Source organism: Streptomyces sp. NPDC043738, assembly GCF_056436545.1.
This window is the reverse complement of record NZ_JBWKCJ010000001.1, coordinates 402428-421503: the sequence shown is the minus strand read 5'-3', so window position 1 is coordinate 421503 and position 19076 is coordinate 402428. Positions and strand designations below refer to the sequence as shown.

Here is a 19076-nt window from a genome sequence, read left to right as displayed (position 1 = left end):
GCCATCGGCCCCCAGGGAAGGGACTTCGCCCTGGCTGCCGTGCTCACTTCTCGGGCTGCCAGTCCTCTACGTTCCACCACGGGCCGGAGGCCAGGCCGTGGTCGTGCGGCTCGACCTGGGTGGTCGGGCCGGCGCCGCCGGTCTGCCAGCGGTCGTTGATCACGTACATGTGGTCTACGTGGGTGAGGAAGGTGTACGCCGGGTCGTCCACCAGCTCGCGCTGGACGGTGTCGTAGGCGGCCCTGCGCTTGTCGGTGTCGTCGGTGCGGCGGGCGTCCACCAGTGCCTTGTCGACCTTGTCGCTGGCGTAGCGCGACATGTTGTTGAAGCCGTCGCCGGCCAGCGAGGAGTGCAGCAGCAGGTACTGGTCGAAGTCGGGGTCGGCCGGGCTGCCGCCGCCCGCGAGCACCGCGTCGTGCTTCATGTTCGGCTCGATGGCCTCCCATGTGCCCGACTCGACCTTGGCCTCGATGCCCGCCTTCTTGACGTCGGAGGCGAAGGCCAGGGCGTGCTTCTGGCGCAGGGTGTCACCGGTGAGGTACCAGAGCTTGAAGGAGGCGCGCTCGCCGTCCTTGGTGCGGATGCCGTCCTCGCCCTTCCTCCAGCCGGCCTCGTCGAGGATCCGCTCGGCCCGCTTCAGGTCGTGGGCGCGCTCGGTGCCCTTGGTGAACCAGGGGCTGTCGGTGGGCACCGGGCCGTAGGCGGGCTTGCCCGCGCCGTCCAGGATGCCGTCGACCATCGCCTTGCGGTCCACGGCCAGGTCCAGGGCCCGGCGTACGGCCTTGTCGCCGGTGACCTTGTTCGCGCGGGGCAGCGTGACGTCGCGGTAGTCGAAGGTCTTGGCGGCGAGGATCTTCTTGTCCTTGGAGGACGTGAAGGTGTCGGCGAGGTTGGGCGGCAGGATGGCGCCGTCCAGGTCACCGGCCCTGAGCCGGGTGGCCCGTACGTCGTCGTCCTTGATGATCGCCATGGTGAAGTTCTTGACCTTCGGTGCGCCGCCCCAGTAGTGGGGGTTGGCCTTGAAGGTGAGCTTCTCGCCCTTGGACCAGTCGGTGAGGACGTACGGGCCGGTGCCGACGGGCCTGGTGGTGAAGGAGCCGCTGTTGATGTCCTGCTTGCCGGCGAGGTGTTTCGGGGCGATGGCCAGGACGGTGCGTTCGGCGAACGGCGCGTAGGGGTACTTCAGATGGAAGACGACGGTCTTGTCGTCCTTCTTCTCGACCCTGTCCAGAGCGTCCAGTTCGGCCTTGGAGGCGTTGTTGGTCTTCTCGTCCAGGATCGTGTCGTAGGTGAAGACCACGTCGTCGGCGGTGAAGGGCTTGCCGTCGGAGAACCGCACGCCCCGGCGCAGCGTGAAGGTGTAGGTCCTGCCGTCCTCGGAGACCTTCGGGAGCTTCGCGGCCAGCGCCGGCTTGAGCTTCATGGCCGCGTCGTGGGTGAGCAGCCCGTCGAAGATCTTGGAGTTGCCGTCCTTGCCGTAGCCGAGGAGCGGGCTGAGCGTCTCCGGCTCGTTGGCGATACCGACCACGACGGAGTCCTTGGCACCACCGGCGCCGCCCGTGCCGCCGGTGGGCGTCGAGCAGGCCGCCGCCCCGAAGGCCACCGTGCCGGCCATCGCCGTGGCGGCCATTACCCGTATCGACCGGGCCGTCATGCCCACACCCCTGATGAAGATCGACTGTTATTGCGGTTCGGCGCTATTGCGAAGCCTTCGCAATTAAGCGATCCCATTAAACAGTACGTAAAGGGACGGCCATGAACCGGCCTCCGGCGCGCCTGCGTCAGGAGGTACCGGTCTTCAGCGTCAGGTGCCATTTCGCCAGCAGCTCGGCGATCGGCTGGAAGATGGTGACGGTATTGCCGCCGTCGCCGTCGCAGCCGGAGGCGCCGCCGCCGGAGTGCACCCCGACGGCCATCGGGTTGCTGAGCTGGGTGACGTACGAGCCGCCCGAATCGCCGGCCGCGGAGCAGGCGTTGGTGTACGAGAGCCCCTCGATCTGCACATTGCCGTAGTCCACCGTCTGGTCCACCCGGGTGATCTCGCCGCAGTGCCAGCCACTGGACTGACCGGAGCGGCAGATCGACATGCCGACGAGGCCCTCCTGCGAGCCGGCGACGGTCACCGGCCGGCCGCCCTGGCCCGCCACGGTCGGGCTGAGCGTCCAGTCCGGCTGGTCGACCTCGACCAGCCCGAAGTCGCCCTCGCGCCCGTTGACGCTGTGCCTGCCGCCGAAGTTGGACGTGCCCAACCGGCTGCCGTCCTTGCCGTACGCGGCCTGCTTCGGGGTCAGGGTGCAGTGACCGGCCGTCACAAAGCCCTGGAAGTCGTCCGGGCCGGTCACCGAGAAGCCGATGGAACAGATCCCCTCGTTGCCGGGCATCCAGCGCTCACCGCCGATCACCCGGCCGCCCTGCTGACGCGGCGACTGGTCGGTGTGCTCGACGGTGACCGGGATCTTCGCGCGGGTCCCCAAGCCCCGGACGGCCTTTTCGAACTCGTTGGTCTGCGCGGTGCGCCTGGTGCGGTCGACCCGGATCACCACGCCGTTGGACCGCTCGTCCACCCCCCAGCCGGTGACGCCCGGTACGCCCTTGCCGGCCCGGCCGTTGATCTGCCGCACCAGTGCGACGAGCGCGGCGTGGCTGTGCGGCACCGTCCTGGGCACCGCGCCCACCGCCCGCACGCGCCGGGCGTCGGCGGCGCCGGTGACCGCGACGATGAGCTTGCCGGTCGCCTTGTCGAACCACATCCCGGCGGGCGGGGTGCTCAGTGCCCGGCGCACGGCGGCCGCGGCACGGTGGGCGTCGGTCTCCTGCGCGAGCCGGATGCGCACCTGCTCCCTGGTCAGTTGGAGGTCCCGGCTCATCGCGTCGGACATGCCGCGCGGCTGGGGCGTCGGGTCGGTCCGCGGTACGGCGTGCGCCGGGCCGAGCGAGCCGACGGCCGCCATGGCCGCGACGGTCGCGCCCCACAGGACGGCCTTGCGAAAGCGTTGCATCGGGGATCTCCTCGCGGTGTCGAGTGCACGTCGGATCCGACGTGTCGAGCGTGCGTGACACCGCGACACGCGGCATGAGGGAGATCCTTTGCATGATGGCCGGACGACCCGCGAGACCCGCTGCCAAATCCCCGCCCCCTGCGGCCCGACAGCGTTCGGGCAACTGCCCGCGGAGCCGCGCAAGGTGACCTGCTCGGGCGCCCGCCATCCGGGAGCGGGGACACCTGAATGCCCGTGCTGGTACGTCGTGCCGGGCCGGGGCGGAGCCGTCGGTGGTTCAGGTCGGTACAGAGGGCCAGGTCGTCGACGCTTCCCGGCACGGTCGGGCCGTCCGCACCGGGCAGGAGGCCTCAGAAGCCGCCGTCGCCCCCGAAGCCGCCACCGCCGTCGAAGCCGCCGCCGTCACCGAAGCCACCGCCGAAGTCGTCGGAGCTGAAGTCGGAACCGGAGTAGTCGCCGCCCTCGGCGCCGGCGGGCCCGCCGAAGTCCGCGCCGTAGGCGGGCGACGACATCATCACGTTGCCGAGCAGCGTGCCGACCAGGAGGCCGGGCAGCAGGCCGCCGCCGAAGTACCCGCCGGCCCAGGGGCCGTAGGCCGGGCCGGCCTCCCAGTAGGGGCGGTCCCCGCGCTCGGTGCGGACCGTCCGGGCCAGCGGCTCGCGGCCGTCGTCCAGCCGGCTCTTGTCCGCGGCGCAGACCGGTACGGTGCGCTCCGCGCCGCCGGCCGGAGCCCAGGCGACGTCGACGACGGACGGGCCGTGCCGCGGGTCGAAGAAGCAGGGCGGCCGGCGCTCGGGCAGCGGCTTGCCCGCGCGGCGCGCGGCGAGCGTGGCCAGCGAGAACCGGCCGTCCTCCAGCGCCTGGGTCACGCCCTGCACATCGCCGGGGTGCTCGGCCGCCGCCATCGCCGACTTGGCCGTCTCGTACGCGTCCAGCGCATGGCTGTAGTCCGCGCGCATCGCGTCGTCGGCGCCGGGCTCACCGGGGTGGAAGTCCAGCCGGTCCAGTTCCTCGCCGAAGGCGGTGATGTCCTCGTCGACGACGACCCGCAGGTCCTCCAGCGCGGCCCGCTCCTCCTCGGCCCGCCGCCTGCGGTTGCGGCGGGCGATGGCGTACGCGCCGCCGCCACCGACGGCCACCAGGACACCGAGGCCGATCGCCGTGCCGGTGTCGAAACCGCCTCCCCCTCCGGTGTCGCCCCACGAGCTGGGGGCGTGGCCCCGCGCCGACCGGTCCGCGGTGTCGACGAAGCTGTTCAGCCGCTCGGCGACGGTGTAGTCGGAGCGCTTGACCGAGCCGACGAGGTTCTTGACGGAGTCGCGGGACATCACGCGCGGGTCGGCGCCGGCGTTGAAGCCGTCACCCAGTTCGACGGCGTAGACACCGCTGATGCCGACCTTGGTCCGCAGGTCCGCCAGCAGCGTGCCGGGCTGGTACTCGGCGGCTCTCGGCAGTACCGCGACGAAGATCGGCTTGTCCGCGTCCTTGATCTTCTTGGCCAGCGCATCCGCCTGACCTGCGGAGAGCTGGTCCGCGGCGCGCGGATCGACATAGACCGGGCCCTTCTTCAGGGCTGCCGCGGCCTCGTCGAGCCCGCCCGCGGCACGGGCGCCGGGCGCCCACAGCGCGGCCACCGCCACCAGCGCGGCCACCAGGAGGAGAACCGGTCCGATCAGCGCACGTCGAGTTGCGGTGTCCATGGGTTCGACGCTACCCGAACGGCACTTTCCAGACATCACCGGACGGGTGATCGATCCGGTCCGGCCGCGGGATTGTCTCTTGCCCCGGGGCGTCTGTCGCGCCGGGAATGGCCATTTAGGTGGTCGCTCAGCGCGTCGTTTTTGGCCATCGACGTGCCGGGGATGCTCCGGCTCGTCCCTCCCCCCGAGGAAACGAGAAGACGATGTCCAGGGCCGCTTGGGTAGCCACGAATCTGGCCGTCGCCGTCGCCGCCACCGCCGTCGGCTGCATGCTGGTGATCACGCTGGCACCGGAGCGCGCCGGGCCGGACCGGCCGTCGCCCGCCGGTGCCCTGGCCGCCGTGACCGGGCACGGCGGCTCGGCCGCGCGTGCCGCGACCTCCGCGCTCGGCGCCGATGCCGTGCCGTACGGCGCCGGCGTTCCGACCGCCCCCGTGACGGGGCGGATCGAGGTGACCGCGCCGCAGGGCGGTGTCGACTTCAGGCCGAACGGCAGCTTCGCCGTGGCCTGGAGGAACACCACGGGCGAGCAGGTCGACGTCTGGCTGCGCACGGATACCGGGCACGGCCGCTCGCAGCGGCTGGGGCTGGTCGCCACTCATGCGGGCACCAGGCCGGCGGGCGAGGTGCTCGTGACGCTGCCGCGGGTGCCGCCGGGCCCCCGCTACTTCCTGGAGGTGGCCACCACCGGTGACGGCGAGGTCCGCGGCCTGAGCAGGACCTTCGCCGTCACCGGCTGAGCGGGCCCGCCCTAAGGGGTGTCGAGACCGACCAGCCCGGCCAGGGCCTGCCGGTGCCGTCCCGGCGACCCCAGGGCGAGTTCGTCGCTCTTGGCCCGCTTGAGGAACAGATGGGCCGGGTGCTCCCAGGTCATCCCGATGCCGCCGTGCAGCTGGACGCACTCCTCGGCGGCGCGTACCGCCACCGGCGCGCAGTACGCCTGGGCGACCGCCACGGCCACGGCGGCGTCGGGGCTGTCGGTGGCCAGCGCGTCGGCGGCGTTGCGGGCGGCGGCGCGGGCCGAGGCGACCTCCAGCCACAGCGCGGCCATCCGGTGCTTGAGCGCCTGGAACGAGCCGACGGGGCGGGCGAACTGGGTGCGCTCGGCGGTGTAGCGCACCGTTTCGGTCAGGCACCATTCGGCGACGCCGAGCTGTTCGGAGGCGAGCAGCCCGGCCCCGGTGAGCAGGGCACGCTCGACGGCGGCGCGGGCGCGGTCGCCGGTGGCCAGCAGGGTGCCGCGGGCGCCGTCGAAGGCGAGGTGCCCCAGGGGGCGGGTGAGGTCGAGCGAAGTGACGGCGTCGGTGCGCACGCCCTCGGCCGTGGCGTCGACCGCGTAGAGCGCCGGGCCGTCCGTCCCCTGGGCCCAGACGAGCAGCAGGTCGGCGGCCGCGGCGTCGGCGACCGAGGTCGCCCGGCCGGTGAGGGCACCGCCGGCATCGGCCCGTACGGCCGGTTCCGGCAGCCCTCCGGGAGCGGTGGGCAGCGGGAGGGCGAGCACGCCGACGGTGCGCCCCTCGGCGAGCGCGGCGAGCGGCGCGGCGACCTCCGGCCGGTCGCACGGGCAGCCGAGCAGGGCCGTCACCGCGACGACCGCGCTGGTCAGATACGGCACGGCGGCGACGGAGCGGCCCAGTTCCTCCAGCACGACGGCGGCCTCGCGGGCGCTCGCCCCGGCCCCGCCGAGCTCCTCGGGGACCAGCAGCCCCGCGGTGCCGATCTCCGTGGCGAGGGCGCGCCACAGCCCGGGGTCATAGGAGCGGTCCGCCTCCAGGCCGGCGAGTACGGTGGCCGGATCGCTGCGGTCGGCGAGCAGTGAGCGTACGGCGGCACGCAGCGCGTCCTCGTCCTGCGAGTACAGCAGATCGGGGTCCGGGCCCACCGGCGCGGTGGTCTGCGGGTCGGTCATCGGGGGAGGTCCTTCCACGCGACGTCCTTGTCGGTGCGCGGCTCGGGCGGCAGCCCCAGTACGCGTTCGGCGACGATGTTGAGCAGCACTTCGGAGGTGCCTCCTTCGATGGAGTTCCCCTTGGCGCGCAGATAGCGGTAGCCGGCCTCGCGTCCGGTGAAGTCGACGCCGTCGGGGCGGCGCATCGTCCAGTCGTCGTAGGTCAGTCCGTCCTCGGCGAGGAACTCCACCTCCCAGCCGCTGATCTCCTGGGCGAGGCGGGCGAAGGCCAGTTTCATGCCGCTGCCCTCGGGCCCGGGCTGTCCCTTGGTGAGCTGCTGGCGCAGCCGCTCGCCGGTCAGCCGGGCGACCTCGGCCTCCACCCACAGCTTCAGCAGCCGCTGGTGCAGGTCGTGGGTGCGCAGTTCGGGCCGGGCGCGCCAGTCGGCGGCGGCGACGCCGATCATGCCGCCCTCGCGGGGTGTGCGGACGCCGCCGATGGCGACCCGCTCGTTCATCAGGGTGGTCTGGGCGACCTGCCAGCCCTCGCCGACCGCACCGAGGCGGTGGGCGTCGGGGATCTTGACGCCGGTGAGGAAGACCTCGTTGAACTCGGCCTCGCCGGTGATCTGCCGCAGCGGGCGCACCTCGACACCGGGGGCGGTCATATCGCAGACGAAGTAGCTGATGCCCCGGTGCTTGGGCACGTCGGGGTCGGTGCGGGCGATCAGGATCGCCCAGCGGGCCAGGTGTGCGCTGGACGTCCAGACCTTCTGCCCGTCGACGATCCAGTCTCCCCCGTCGTCCCGGACCGCGCGGGTGGCCAGTGCCGCCAGGTCGGAGCCGGCACCGGGCTCGCTGAACAGCTGGCACCACACCTCCTCGCCGGTCCACAGGGGGCGCAGGAAGCGCTGCTTGTGCTCGTCGGTGCCGAACCGCAGGATGGTGGGCGCGGCCATGCCCAGGCCGATGCCGATCCGGCCCGGGTCGTTGCCGGGGGCGCCGGCCGCCTCCAGCTCGGCGTCGACGACCGCCTGCAGGGACCGCGGCGCGTCGAGTCCGCCGAGTCCCTCGGGGAAGTGGACCCAGGCGAGTCCCGCGTCGAAGCGGGCGCGCAGGAACTCCAGGCGGTCGGTCGTGGCGGGCGGGTGGGCGGCGAGCAGCTCGGCGGTGCGCCGGCGCAGGTCGGTGGCGTCGGTCATCGGGCCTCCCCCGCTCCGGGGACCACCACGAGCCGGCCGACGGAGGTGCCGTCGGCGACCTGCTGTACGGCGTCGGCGGCCCCCTCCAGCGGTACCCGCCCGCCGATCAGCGGCTTGACCACGCCCTTCGCGGCCAGCTTGGTCAGCTCCTGGTGGCAGGCGTCGACGGCCGCCGGGTCCTTGGTGTTGTACAGGCCCCAATGCAGGCCCAGGATCGCGTAGTTCTTCACCAGCGCGTGGTTGAGGGCGGGGGTGGGGATGGCGCCGCCCGCGAAGCCGACGACGATGATGCGGCCCTCGAAGGCGATGCACTTGACGGACTTGGCGTACGCGTCGCCGCCCACCGGGTCGTAGACGACGTCGGCGCCCCGGCCGTCGGTGGCTTCCTTGACCGCGGCGACGATGTCGTCCGTGCGCCGGTCCAGGACGAGGTCGCAGCCCAGTTCGCGGGCGATGCGGGCCTTGTCCGCGCCGCCGGCCACCCCGATCACCCGTGCGCCCGCGGCCTTGCCGAGCTGGACGGCGGCGCTGCCGACGCCGCCGGCCGCGGCGTGCACCAGCAGCGTCTCGCCGGCCTGCAGCCGGGCCCGGCGGTGCAGCCCGAACCAGCCGGTCTGGTAGCCGACGTGCAGTGCGGCGGCCTCCGCGTCGTCCAGGGCCTCCGGGGCCGGGCGGGCGGTCGCCGCGTCGACGACGGCGAGCTCGGCGAAGCCTCCGTCGGGCAGCGGCGGCTGGGCCAGCACCCGGCTCCCGACCTCGCCGGCCGCGCCCTCGCCCACGGCGAGCACCTCGCCGCAGATCTCCACGCCCGGCGTGAAGGGCAGCGGCGGCCGCACCTGGTACTGGCCCCGGCACAGCAGCGCGTCGGGGAAGTTGACGTTGGCGGCCCGCACCCGCAGCAGCAGCTGCCCGGGGCCCGGCTCCGGGTCCGGCACCTCCTCCAGCCGCATCACTTCACGCGGCTCGCCGTTCGCGTGTACGCGCCATGCCTTCACCTGGTGCCTCCACAGACCTTGGATACGCGGGTGGGGCGGAGGGCGCAGCGGCCCCTCGCCAGCGACATACTAAGCGGTCGGTATCGGCTAGGGAACCGTCGCCGACGACTCCGCGCCACATCCCGGCGCCCGCCCCGCCGCCCGACCCCGGCCGCCCCGGGAACCTGGTACTGACAGGGTCAGGCACCACCCGGCCCGATGACCGAGACTGGCCGGTATGGACTCACCCGCCACGGACACCCCCGCCGAGTTGGGGAACTTTCTGCGCTCCCGCCGCGCCCGGCTCCAGCCGGAGGACGTCGGACTGGTCTCCTACGGGGCGCGCCGCCGGGTCCCCGGCCTGCGCCGCGAGGAACTGGCGCAGCTGGCCGGCGTCAGCATCGCGTACTACACCCGCCTCGAACAGGGCCAGAGCCACAACGCGTCCGAAGGGGTGCTGGACGCGCTGGCCCGCGCGCTGCGGCTGACCGCCGACGAGCGGGCCCATCTGTACGTGCTGGCCCGCCCCACCCGGGCGCGCCGCCGCCCCGCGGTCCGCCACGACCGGGTGCGCCCCGGCGTGCGGCAGTTGCTCGGCGCCATGGCGGACGTACCGGCCGTCGCACTGGGACCGCGCTTCGAGATCCTGGCGTGGAACCGCCTCGGGCACGCCCTGGTCGCCGGGCACCTCGACTTCGACAGCCCCGACCGCCCGCTGGACCGGCCCAACGCCCAGCGGCTGCTCTTCCTCGACCCGCACACCAGGGAGCTCTACCGGGACCGCGACGAGGAGGTCCGGCGCGCGGTCTCGGCACTGCGGGTGGCCGCGGGCGAGTACCCCGACGACCCCCGGCTCACCGAGCTGATCGGCGAGTTGTCGATGAAGTCCACCGAGTTCAGCGGCCTGTGGTCCCGGCACGCCGTCAGCAACTGCACCTTCGGCACCAAGCGGTTCCACCATCCGCTGGTGGGCGACATGGAGCTGGACTTCGAGATGATGCGGACGCCGGACGGCTCCGGGCAGGGCGCGCTGATGTACACCGCGGCGGAGGGCTCGCCGTCCGAGGCGGCGCTGCGGCTACTCGCGGCGGAGCGCGCTCCAGAACTCCGGGTCCTCGAACCCGAGCGCCCATAGGCCGGTGCCCCGCACCCCGTACTTCCTCAAGAGCGGCAGCTGCGCCCGGACACCGCGCGCGTCCTGGTACCACACCTCGTGCTCCTCGTCGTCCTTGTAGTAGCGGAAGTACGGGGTGCCGGACTGCTCGTCGAAGCGGTACTCGGCGTCCGTCCGCTCTCGCAGCGCCTCGGCCTGCTTCCAGGTCAGATGGCCCGCATGGCCCTTGACGCCGGTGACCCAGTCCCAGCCGTAGCCCGGGAAGGCCACCTCGATCTTGTGGCGCGGGATGGTGCCGGTGGCGTAGCGAAGGAACTCCTCGTACCAGTCCCGGGAGGACAGCGGGCCCGCCTCGCCGCCCGACCAGTGCAGGTCGTACCCCATGATCCGGACCCGGTCGGCGTACCTGCCGAGCCCCTCGTAGTCGAAGGCCGTGCCGCTCCCGCGGACCCGGGCCAGCACCGTGACCACACACTGCTTGCCGAGGTCGTGCAGCCGCGCGCACAGCTGCCGGACGAGCGCGTTGTATCCGGTCCGCACCCGCTCGCGGGCCTCCTTGTCGCCGGTGACCGCCATCGACTCGTAGTCCAGGTCGATCCCGTCGTACGCACGGCTCTCCACCACGTCCAGCAGCCGGTCGACATGCGCCCGGCGCCGCTCGGGATCGTGCATCAGATCGCCCATCTCCACGGCACCGAGGGTCTCGGTCACCGTGGGCACGACGGCGATCCCGGCATCGTGCAGCCCGTCGATGATGTCGCGCCGCCCGGCTCCGGGGTGTCCGGTGATGTCGGTGTCGGAAGAGGCCTGGTACCAAAAGGGGCTGATGGTGTGCAGCTGGGAGGCGTGTCGCAGCGCGTCGCGGTAGGCGGCGTCGATGTTGCCCCAATACGGCAGCCAGGCCGAGGCGGTGCGCCCGCGGTCCCGCTGCCCCTCCGGCGCCTTCGCCGCCTCGGCGGCCGGGGCGAGCGGTCCGGCGAGCACCGCCACGGCCAGCAGAAAGGCGAGTCCGGTGCGCGACCGGGATCCTGATGGTTGGTCCATGCCCAAAGCGTCACCCGGCAGCGTTCGTGACGCATCGTCAGTTCCACCGAACGGGGCGGCGGGTGGCCCGGCGCCGGGTCGCCGGACCCGACGCGCCGGGCGGGACGGTCAGCCGCCGGACACCCCCTGGGACACGGTGACCGCGATCCGGCCGGAGTCGATCGCCGCCGCGAGGGAGAGCCGGTCGTAGGCGATGTCGGCGCAGGTCGCGGTGTCCATCCGCAGCCGGGCGTCGGGGCGCTCGGCGGGCCCGTCGGCGTAGCCGGGGCCGCCGTCGGCCGCGAGGAGGACATGGAACTCCCCCTCGTCGAGGGCGATGTCGACGACCCGGACGCCGTCGGTGAAGTGGTCGGCGAGGCGCGCGATGAGCGGCACCGCGAACCAGTGGGCCCGCACCGCGTCCGTGGGGCGCCGCTCGTCGAGGGCGGGGGCACCCCAGTCGGCGAGGGCGCTGAGCGCGGGCAGCAGCGCGCGGCCGCGGGTGGTGAGCTCGTAGACGTAGGCGGCTCCGGGCGGGGCGAGCCGGCGGCGGGTGACCAGCCCGTCCCGCTCCATGTCCTTGAGCCGGGAGGCGAGCATGTCCGTGCTGACGCCGGGCAGGTCGGCGTGCAGATCGGTGTAGCGCCGGGAGCCGCCCAGCAGTTCCCGGACGATCAAGAGCGTCCACCGGTCGCCGACGGCGTCCAGGGCTCGGGCGACGGCGCAGTACTGGTCATAGCTTCGGCGCGGCATGACACCAGCATAGACAGAAGTTGGACTTTCCAAGTCCCTACTTGGTAAAACCAAGTACGGTGTTACGAATGCTGCCGCGCCGCGCGGTGAGCGAGGGACCGGGAGGCCACCGCATGCAGTTCAAGCAGTCCAGCAAGATGGCCGACGTCTGCTACGAGATCCGCGGACCGGTGATCGAGCACGCCGACGCGCTGGAGGAGGCCGGTCACAGCGTGCTGCGGCTGAACACCGGCAATCCGGCGCTGTTCGGCTTCGAGTGCCCCGAGGAGATCCTGCAGGACATGATGCGCAATCTGTCCCGCGCGCACGGCTACACCGACTCCCGCGGCATCCTCTCCGCCCGCCGCGCGGTGGCCCAGCGCTACCAGCAGGCCGGGCTGCCGGACGTCGGCGTCGACGACGTCTACCTCGGCAACGGCGTCTCCGAGCTCGTCTCGCTGGCCGTACAGGCGCTGCTCGACGACGGCGACGAGGTCCTCATCCCGGCCCCCGACTACCCCCTGTGGACGGCGGTCACCACGCTCGCCGGCGGCAAGGCCCTGCACTACCTCTGCGACGAGTCCGCCGACTGGCTGCCGGACCTCGACGACCTCGCCTCGAAGATCACCGACCGGACCCGGGCGCTGGTCATCATCAACCCCAACAACCCGACCGGCGCGGTCTATCCGCGCGAACTGCTGGAGGGCATGCTCGACCTCGCCCGGCGCCACCAGCTGATGGTCTTCGCCGACGAGGTCTACGACCGGATCGTCTACGACGACGCGGTGCACCACCACGCCGCGGTGCTCGCCCCCGACCTGGTGTGCCTGACCTTCTGCGGGCTGTCCAAGTCCTACCGCGTGGCCGGCTTCCGCTCCGGCTGGCTGGTCGTCACCGGCCCCAGGGAGCACGCCGCCGACTATCTTGAGGGCCTGGGCACCCTCGCCTCCATGCGGCTGTGCCCGAACGCGCCCGCCCAGTACGCCATTCAGGCGGCCCTCGGCGGCCGGCAGAGCATCCAGGACCTGGTCCTGCCGGGCGGGCGGCTGCACGAGCAGCGCGATGTGGCCTGGGAGCGGCTCAACGAGATCCCGGGCGTCTCCTGCGTCAAGCCCAAGGGCGCGCTCTACGCCTTCCCCCGCCTCGACCCCGCCGTACACAAGATCCACGACGACGAGAAGTTCGTCCTGGACCTGCTGCTGCGGGAGAAGATCCAGGTCGTCCAGGGCACCGGCTTCAACTGGCCGCGCCCGGACCACTTCCGCATCCTCACCCTCCCGCACGCCGACGACCTCGACGCGGCGATCAGCCGGATCGACCGCTTCCTGGCGGGCTACCGCCAGTGACGCCGGGCGCCCCCGGCGCCCGCGCCCCACCCCGCTTTCCCGCCACTCCCCCTCTCCCCTCCCGCCTCCCGCCTCCCCCGACCTCACTCGAACGGCCGCACCCCCGCCGCTCGCCCAACCGCCGCTCCCCGGTGCGCACCGGGGACCCGTCCACAGGCGGGAAGGCCTTCCGGGCGGCGCGGGGGCGCCGCGACACCGCGGGGAAGCCCCCCACCCCAAAGGGCGCGCTCTCCCGGCGGCGGGCCGTCCGGGCCGTCCGCCGCGCGAACGCGCCCTTGAGCGGATCGCCCGCAGCAGATTAGGTGGAGGGCGGCATTCCTGCCGCGACCCCACAAGGGAGGGCGATTCCATGCCGGTACGGCCTGCAGAATCGGAAGCGGAACTCGAGGCTCACCTGCACGGCATATGCTTCAAGACCGGTCCGCCGCGCCGTATCGGCGTCGAGATCGAGTGGCTGGTCCACGACGCGCGCAACCCCCGATGTCCGGTCGAACCGGACCGGCTGCGCCACGCGGCCGGCGCACTGCGCGCCCTGCCCCTCACCTCGCTCCTGACCTTCGAACCCGGCGGCCAGCTGGAGCTCAGCTCGCTGCCCGCCACCTCCCTGACCGAGTGCATCGAGGCCGTCACGGCCGACCTCGCGCTGGTCCGCCCCGCCATGCTGGAGATGGGCCTGGGAATGGCCGGCCACGGCCACAATCCATGGCACCCCCCGCGCCGGGTACTGACCGAACCGCGGTACAACGCCATGGAGGCCTACTTCGACCGCTGGGGCTCCGCCGGCCGGGCCATGATGTGCGCCACCGCGTCCGTGCAGGTCTGCGTGGACGCGGGCCACGAGGAGCCGGGGCCGTTCGGACTCGGCCGGCGGTGGCGGCTGGCCCATCTGCTCGGCGCGGTGCTGACCGCCGCGTTCGCCAACTCGCCGACCAGCGAGGGCTGCCCCACGGGGTACCGCACCACCCGCCAGATCGTCTGGTCCCAGCTCGACCCGGGCCGTACGCTCGCCCCGCCCCAGGGGCCGGATCCCCGCACCGCCTGGGCGCGCTACGTCCTGGACGCGCCGGTGATGTGCATCCGCAACGAGGACGGCCCCTGGGACGCGCCGGAGGGGCTCACCTTCCGCGAGTGGGTCCGTACGGGCGTCCCCAGACCACCGACCCGGGAGGATCTGGACTACCACGTCACCACGCTCTTCCCGCCCGTGCGGCCGCGCGGCCATCTGGAGCTGCGCATGATCGACGCGCAGTCGGGCGACGGCGGATGGATCGTGCCGCTGGCCGTGACCGCCGCCCTCTTCGACGATGCGGAGGCCACGGAGCGCGCCTACCGCATCGTCAAACCCCTCGCCGACACGGCCGGTTCCCGGCCCGCGCCGCGCAATCCGCTGTGGCGGCGCGCGGCCCGCGGAGCGCTGACCGACCCGGAGCTGCACTCCGCGGCGGTGGCCTGCTTCGCCGCCGCACAGGAGGCCCTGCCACGCCTCGGCGCCTCCCTTGAAGTACGCACCGCGGTCGCGGAGTTCACCGACCGCTATGTGACGCGCGGACGCTGTCCCGCGGACGACCATCTCGACGCCCTGTACGCCGCGGAGGTCGCTCTCCTGCTTGGGAAGGACGGCCAGTGACCCACGACCCCGAGCTCCTTCGCGAACGGGCCGCCTCGGCGCTGCGCACCGCCCGCGACCGCACCCGCCTGCTGACCACCTGCGTCGAGCACCCCGATCTCGTCGCACAGCACTCCCCGCTGATGTCCCCGCTGGTGTGGGACCTGGCGCACATAGGCAACCAGGAGGAGCAGTGGCTGCTGCGCACCGTCGGTGGCCGCGACGCCCTGCGGCCGGACATCGACTCCGTCTACGACGCCTTCGAGCATCCCCGCGCCGAGCGCCCCTCACTGCCGTTGCTGGCACCGGACGAGGCGCACGGCTACGTGGCCGAGGTCCGCGGCCGGGTGCTGGACATCCTGGAGACCGCCCCGCTGCACGGCGGTCCGCTGCTGGACGCGGGCTTCGCCTTCGGCATGATCGCCCAGCATGAGCAGCAGCACGACGAGACCATGCTCATCACGCATCAGCTCCGCTCGGGTCCACCAGTGCTGAGCGAGGCGGAGCCGTTGACCGTTGCTCTCGACGAAACGCTGGTCGACGAAGTCCTGGTGTCCGGCGGTCCCTTCACCATGGGGACGTCCACCGAGCCCTGGGCGCTGGACAACGAGCGGCCCGCGCACCACCGGCTGGTGCCGCCCTTCCTGATCGACACCACACCGGTCAGCAACGGTGCCTACCAGCGGTTCATCGAGGACGGGGGCTACCGCGAACCGCGCTGGTGGGCCGCGGCGGGCTGGGCGCAGGTGCAGGAGAACAAGCTGCGCGCACCGCTGTTCTGGAAGCGGGACGGCGGCCAGTGGCTGCGCCGGAGATTCGGGGTCACCGAGCCCGTCCCACCGGACGAGCCGGTACTGCACGTCAGCTGGTACGAGGCGGACGCCTATGCGCGCTGGGCCGGCCGGCGGCTGCCGACCGAGGCCGAATGGGAGAAGGCCGCCCGGTACGACCCGGAGACCGGCCGGTCGATGCGCTATCCCTGGGGGGACGAGGACCCCACGCCGGCGCACGCCAACCTCGGCCAGCGGCATCTGCGGCCCGCCCCCGTCGGCAGCTACCCGGACGGCCAGTCGCCACTGGGCGTACGGCAGCTGATCGGCGATGTGTGGGAGTGGACGGCGAGCGACTTCCTGCCGTATCCGGGCTTCGCCGCCTTCCCCTACCGCGAGTACTCCGAGGTGTTCTTCGGCGATCAGTACAAGGTGCTGCGCGGCGGGTCGTTCGCCGTCGACCCGGTCGCCTGCCGGGGCACCTTCCGCAACTGGGACCTGCCGGTCCGCCGGCAGATCTTCTCCGGGTTCCGGACCGCCAGGGACGCCGACCCGGCGGCGGACGCATGAGCCCGGCGACACGGGAGGGGTTGCGCTGATGTGCCGTCATATCGCCTATGTGGGGCCGCCGATACCCTTCGGGCAGATCGTGCTGGACCCGCCGCACGGCCTGTACCGGCAGTCGTGGGCGCCGCGCCGCCAGCGGCACGGCACGGTCAACGCGGACGGGTTCGGCGTCGGCTGGTACGCGCCCGGCGACCCGGTGCCCGCCCGCTACCGCCGGGCCGGGCCGATCTGGGCCGACGAGCAGCTGCCCGACCTGGCGCGGGTGGTGCGCACCGGCGCGCTGCTGGCCGCCGTACGGGACGCCACCACCGCCGGTGCGGACGCCGAGGCGGCGGCCGCGCCGTTCGCCGGCGACCGCCACCTCTTCAGCCACAACGGCGCGGTGACCGGCTGGCCGGACTCCCTCGCCCCGCTGGCGGCCGAGCTGCCGCCGACCGAGCTGCTGCGGTTGCAGGCCCGCTGCGACGCGGCGTTCGTGTGGGCGCTGGTGCAGCACCGACTGGCCCGCGGTGACGAGCTGGGCGAGGCGCTGGCGGACACGGTCACGGCCGTCGCCGCGGCCGCGCCCGCCTCCCGGCTCAACCTGCTGCTGACCGACGGCACCTCCATCGCCGCCACGACCTGGGGCGACACCCTGTTCCACCTGACGATTCCCGGCGGCGGCCGGGTCGTCGCCGCCGAACCGTACGACGATTCCCCCCACTGGACCGAGGTCCCCGACCGCACCCTGCTGCGCGCCACCCGCACCGGAGTCCACCTCACCCCGCTCAAGGAGCCCACCACGTGAGCCCGCTCAGCATCACCCGCACCCTCCCTGCCGACGCCACCGCGGCCGCGCTGCGCGCCGACGTCGCCCAAGGGCTGTCCGACACCCCCAAGCAGCTGCCGCCCAAGTGGTTCTACGACGCGCGCGGCAGTGAGCTGTTCGAAGAGATCACCAGGCTGCCCGACTACTACCCGACCCGCGCCGAGCGGGAGATCCTGCTCACCCGCGCCGACCACATCGCCGCGGCCACCAACGCCCGCACCCTGGTCGAGCTGGGCTCCGGCTCCTCCGACAAGACCCGCCATCTGATCGGTGCGCTGACCGGGCTGCACACCTACCTCCCCATCGACGTCAGCGAGTCCGCGCTGGCCGCGGCGGGCGAGGCGCTGCTGGCCGAGCACCCCGGCCTGACCGTGCACGCCCTGGTCGCCGACTTCCAGCAGGGCGTCGAACTCCCCGACACGCCCGCTCCGCGGCTGCTCGCCTTCCTCGGCGGCACCATCGGCAACCTGCTCCCCGAGGAGCGCGCCGCGTTCCTGCGCTCCGTCCACGCCATGCTGTCCCCGGGCGACGCCCTGCTGCTCGGTACCGACCTGGTCAAGGACGAGGCCACGCTGGTCGCCGCGTACGACGATCCGCAGGGCGTGACGGCCGACTTCAACAAGAACGTCATGGAGGTCATCAACCGCGAGCTGGACGGCGATTTCGATCCGGCGGACTTCGACCATGTCGCACTGTGGAACGCCGAGCAGGAGTGGATCGAGATGCGGCTGCGGGCCCGCAAGGAGCTGACCGTGAAGATCCCCGGAGTGGATCTCGCGGTCACCTTCGCGGCCGGAGAGGACGTCCGCACCGAGATCTCGGCGAAGTTCCGCCAGGACGGCGTGCGGGCCGAACTCGCCGCGGCCGGGATGGAGTTGACCAACTGGTGGACCGACAGCGCGGACCGCTTCGCGCTGTCACTGTCCTTCCGCGCCTGATCGACCGTCGATTCCCGGCCGGTGTGCCCTCGGGCGCGCCGGCCGGGTCCCATGTGCGGCGCCGGTGTGGTTCGATGCCCCGATCACACGTTCGCACCGGGCGGGCGCACCGCGCGCGGAGTCGAGGGGCAGGGACGCGGCATGGGGCAGGGGCTGGATCGGCGGAATTTCCTCAGGGGCGCGGCCGGTCTGTCGGCCGCCGGCGTACTGGCGGGGGCGGGCAGCGGATGGTTCACGGCCGGGGCGGCGGGCCGCCGGCCGGCCGCGCCCGCCGCGCTCTCCGTCCAGGACTGGATGTCGGCGCTCGCCGACGACACCCCCCTGCCGCGCCTGACGATCCCCGGCACCCACGACTCCGGTGCCCGGATCGGCGGCCCCTGGGTCGCCTGCCAGAACACCTCCGTCGAGGCTCAGCTCAGCAGCGGAATCCGCTTCCTCGACGTGCGCTGCCGGGCCGTCGACGACGTCTTCGCCATCCATCACGGCGCCTTCTACCAGGAGCTGATGTTCGGCGACGTGCTCAACGCCTGCCGGGCGTATCTGCGGGCGCACCCGTCCGAAACGGTGCTGATGCGCCTCAAGCAGGAGTACTCGGAGGTCGGCGCCGAGGAGTTCCGCCGGATCTTCGGCATCTATCTGGACGACAAGGGCTACCGCTCGCTCTTCCGCCTGGAGGGCGACCTGCCGACGCTGGGCGGGGCACGCGGCAGGGTCGTCCTGCTGGCGGACTCCGACGGCCTCGGCGGCGTCCGCTACGCCGATCCCTCGCTGTTCGACATCCAGGACGACTACATGGCCGAGCCGTTCGGGAAGTACCCCAAGATCGAGGCCCAGTTCCGCAAGGCGGTCACCGAGCCCGGCAAGCTCTTCGTCAACTACGTCAGCACCGCCGCCCTGCTCCCGCCGCGCTCCAACGCGGACCGCCTCAATCCGCAGGTCAAGTCCCTTCTGGAGGGCTCGGAAGGCAGTTCCTGGACGGGCCTTGGCATCGTGCCGATGGACTTCCCGAACGAGTTCGGCCTGGCGGAGACCCTGATCCGGCACAACGCGGCGGTACGGGACGCACGGCTGACGCGGTGAGCGCCGGGCCCGCGGCGCGGGTCACCCGGATGGGCGAGTCGGCCGCGTTCCGGCGGTCGGGGGCGGTGCGGCGGCGCCGTCGGCCGCGCCACGGCCGCCGGGCCGGGGGCCATGGGCGTCGCCAGGGTCGCCCTACGGGCCGCGCCCGGCCGGTTCTCGTCCACCGCGCGCGGTGATCCGCCCTCGGTGATCAACCAACACGGTCCCCCCTGCATCAGACTGAGTGAAATGTCTGGTTCCGGTGGCGATCCGGTGTCCTGCGGACGCCCCGGCTGATGCGGCGAGGCGGCTGTCGGTGGAGACGAGCGAACGCGGGACCGCGCCGGCGG

At 72.9% G+C, this 19076-nt stretch carries 16 protein-coding genes; 8 read left to right on the top strand and 8 right to left on the bottom strand.

Going from position 1 to position 19076, the window contains the following annotated elements; all coding sequences use genetic code 11:
* Positions 1 to 43: 43 nt before the first annotated feature.
* From AC0680_RS01870 to AC0680_RS01860, 3 genes are all read right to left on the bottom strand, one after another.
* Positions 44 to 1654, bottom strand: coding sequence for an ABC transporter substrate-binding protein (locus tag AC0680_RS01870; protein ID WP_478624086.1), 1611 nt, complete (start codon positions 1652 to 1654; stop codon positions 44 to 46).
* A 127-nt stretch (positions 1655 to 1781) separates the two neighbouring features.
* Positions 1782 to 2999, bottom strand: coding sequence for a S1 family peptidase (locus AC0680_RS01865; protein ID WP_478624084.1), 1218 nt, complete (start codon positions 2997 to 2999; stop codon positions 1782 to 1784).
* Positions 3000 to 3349: 350 nt separating this feature from the next.
* Positions 3350 to 4699 carry a hypothetical protein gene (locus AC0680_RS01860; protein WP_478624083.1) on the bottom strand — a complete coding sequence of 450 codons (1350 nt, stop codon included), beginning with the start codon at positions 4697 to 4699 and terminating at the stop codon, positions 3350 to 3352.
* A 203-nt stretch (positions 4700 to 4902) separates the two neighbouring features.
* Here AC0680_RS01860 and AC0680_RS01855 point away from each other — a divergent pair, with 203 nt between their 5' ends.
* Positions 4903 to 5439, top strand: a complete 537-nt coding sequence (locus AC0680_RS01855) for a hypothetical protein (protein WP_478624081.1) — start codon at positions 4903 to 4905, stop codon at positions 5437 to 5439.
* An 11-nt stretch (positions 5440 to 5450) separates the two neighbouring features.
* Here AC0680_RS01855 and AC0680_RS01850 read toward each other — a convergent pair whose 3' ends face one another.
* The 3 genes from AC0680_RS01850 to AC0680_RS01840 are packed head-to-tail and all read right to left on the bottom strand — an operon-like array spanning position 5451 to position 8784.
* Positions 5451 to 6608: an acyl-CoA dehydrogenase family protein gene (locus AC0680_RS01850; protein WP_478624079.1), complete on the bottom strand. Its 1158-nt coding sequence runs from the start codon at positions 6606 to 6608 to the stop codon at positions 5451 to 5453.
* Positions 6605 to 7789, bottom strand: coding sequence for an acyl-CoA dehydrogenase family protein (locus tag AC0680_RS01845; protein ID WP_478624077.1), 1185 nt, complete (start codon positions 7787 to 7789; stop codon positions 6605 to 6607). Before AC0680_RS01845 ends, AC0680_RS01850 begins: the two co-directional genes overlap by 4 nt.
* Positions 7786 to 8784 carry an NADPH:quinone oxidoreductase family protein gene (locus AC0680_RS01840; protein WP_478624076.1) on the bottom strand — a complete coding sequence of 333 codons (999 nt, stop codon included), beginning with the start codon at positions 8782 to 8784 and terminating at the stop codon, positions 7786 to 7788. The genes AC0680_RS01845 and AC0680_RS01840 overlap by 4 nt, the downstream gene beginning before the upstream one ends.
* A gap of 217 nt (positions 8785 to 9001) precedes the next feature.
* Between AC0680_RS01840 and AC0680_RS01835 the strand changes: the two genes are divergently transcribed.
* Positions 9002 to 9898 carry a helix-turn-helix transcriptional regulator gene (locus tag AC0680_RS01835; RefSeq protein WP_478624075.1) on the top strand — a complete coding sequence of 299 codons (897 nt, stop codon included), beginning with the start codon at positions 9002 to 9004 and terminating at the stop codon, positions 9896 to 9898.
* Here AC0680_RS01835 and AC0680_RS01830 read toward each other — a convergent pair.
* Together AC0680_RS01830 and AC0680_RS01825 are read right to left on the bottom strand one after the other, a co-directional pair.
* A complete protein-coding gene (locus tag AC0680_RS01830) occupies positions 9842 to 10921 on the bottom strand; it encodes a glycosyl hydrolase family 18 protein (protein WP_478624073.1) in 1080 nt (359 codons plus the stop codon). The genes AC0680_RS01835 and AC0680_RS01830 overlap by 57 nt on opposite strands.
* 108 nt (positions 10922 to 11029) lie before the next feature.
* Complete coding sequence (locus tag AC0680_RS01825) at positions 11030 to 11653, bottom strand: winged helix-turn-helix transcriptional regulator (protein WP_478624071.1); 624 nt, start codon at positions 11651 to 11653, stop codon at positions 11030 to 11032.
* Positions 11654 to 11766: 113 nt separating this feature from the next.
* Between AC0680_RS01825 and AC0680_RS01820 the strand changes: the two genes are divergently transcribed.
* The 6 genes from AC0680_RS01820 to AC0680_RS01795 all read left to right on the top strand — a co-directional run bounded on the left by AC0680_RS01820 (position 11767) and on the right by AC0680_RS01795 (position 18747).
* Positions 11767 to 12978, top strand: a complete 1212-nt coding sequence (locus tag AC0680_RS01820) for a pyridoxal phosphate-dependent aminotransferase (protein WP_478624070.1) — start codon at positions 11767 to 11769, stop codon at positions 12976 to 12978.
* 349 nt (positions 12979 to 13327) lie between these two features.
* Positions 13328 to 14605, top strand: coding sequence for an ergothioneine biosynthesis glutamate--cysteine ligase EgtA (gene egtA / locus AC0680_RS01815; RefSeq protein ID WP_478624068.1), 1278 nt, complete (start codon positions 13328 to 13330; stop codon positions 14603 to 14605).
* A complete protein-coding gene (gene egtB / locus AC0680_RS01810) occupies positions 14602 to 15924 on the top strand; it encodes an ergothioneine biosynthesis protein EgtB (RefSeq protein WP_478624066.1) in 1323 nt (440 codons plus the stop codon). The genes egtA and egtB overlap by 4 nt, the downstream gene beginning before the upstream one ends.
* Before the next feature lie 28 nt (positions 15925 to 15952).
* Positions 15953 to 16708, top strand: coding sequence for an ergothioneine biosynthesis protein EgtC (gene egtC, locus AC0680_RS01805; protein WP_478624065.1), 756 nt, complete (start codon positions 15953 to 15955; stop codon positions 16706 to 16708).
* Complete coding sequence (gene egtD, locus AC0680_RS01800) at positions 16705 to 17667, top strand: L-histidine N(alpha)-methyltransferase (protein ID WP_478624063.1); 963 nt, start codon at positions 16705 to 16707, stop codon at positions 17665 to 17667. The genes egtC and egtD overlap by 4 nt, the downstream gene beginning before the upstream one ends.
* Before the next feature lie 141 nt (positions 17668 to 17808).
* Positions 17809 to 18747 (top strand): phosphatidylinositol-specific phospholipase C domain-containing protein, encoded by a 939-nt coding sequence (locus tag AC0680_RS01795; RefSeq protein WP_478624062.1) that lies wholly within the window; start codon positions 17809 to 17811, stop codon positions 18745 to 18747.
* Positions 18748 to 19076 lie beyond the last annotated feature (329 nt).

Bases quoted from the DNA above. Each gene is read 5' to 3' on its own strand.
- AC0680_RS01865 (WP_478624084.1), bottom strand. From the start codon at position 2,999: ATGCAACGCTTTCGCAAGGCCGTCCTGTGGGGCGCGACCGTCGCGGCC.
- AC0680_RS01845 (WP_478624077.1), bottom strand. From the start codon at position 7,789: ATGACCGACGCCACCGACCTGCGCCGGCGCACCGCCGAGCTGCTCGCC.
- AC0680_RS01860 (WP_478624083.1), bottom strand. From the start codon at position 4,699: ATGGACACCGCAACTCGACGTGCGCTGATCGGACCGGTTCTCCTCCTG.
- egtC (WP_478624065.1), top strand. From the start codon at position 15,953: ATGTGCCGTCATATCGCCTATGTGGGGCCGCCGATACCCTTCGGGCAG.
- AC0680_RS01820 (WP_478624070.1), top strand. From the start codon at position 11,767: ATGCAGTTCAAGCAGTCCAGCAAGATGGCCGACGTCTGCTACGAGATC.
- AC0680_RS01850 (WP_478624079.1), bottom strand. From the start codon at position 6,608: ATGACCGACCCGCAGACCACCGCGCCGGTGGGCCCGGACCCCGATCTG.
- egtA (WP_478624068.1), top strand. From the start codon at position 13,328: ATGCCGGTACGGCCTGCAGAATCGGAAGCGGAACTCGAGGCTCACCTG.
- AC0680_RS01855 (WP_478624081.1), top strand. From the start codon at position 4,903: ATGTCCAGGGCCGCTTGGGTAGCCACGAATCTGGCCGTCGCCGTCGCC.
- AC0680_RS01830 (WP_478624073.1), bottom strand. From the start codon at position 10,921: ATGGACCAACCATCAGGATCCCGGTCGCGCACCGGACTCGCCTTTCTG.
- AC0680_RS01835 (WP_478624075.1), top strand. From the start codon at position 9,002: ATGGACTCACCCGCCACGGACACCCCCGCCGAGTTGGGGAACTTTCTG.
- AC0680_RS01870 (WP_478624086.1), bottom strand. From the start codon at position 1,654: ATGACGGCCCGGTCGATACGGGTAATGGCCGCCACGGCGATGGCCGGC.
- AC0680_RS01825 (WP_478624071.1), bottom strand. From the start codon at position 11,653: ATGCCGCGCCGAAGCTATGACCAGTACTGCGCCGTCGCCCGAGCCCTG.
- AC0680_RS01795 (WP_478624062.1), top strand. From the start codon at position 17,809: ATGGGGCAGGGGCTGGATCGGCGGAATTTCCTCAGGGGCGCGGCCGGT.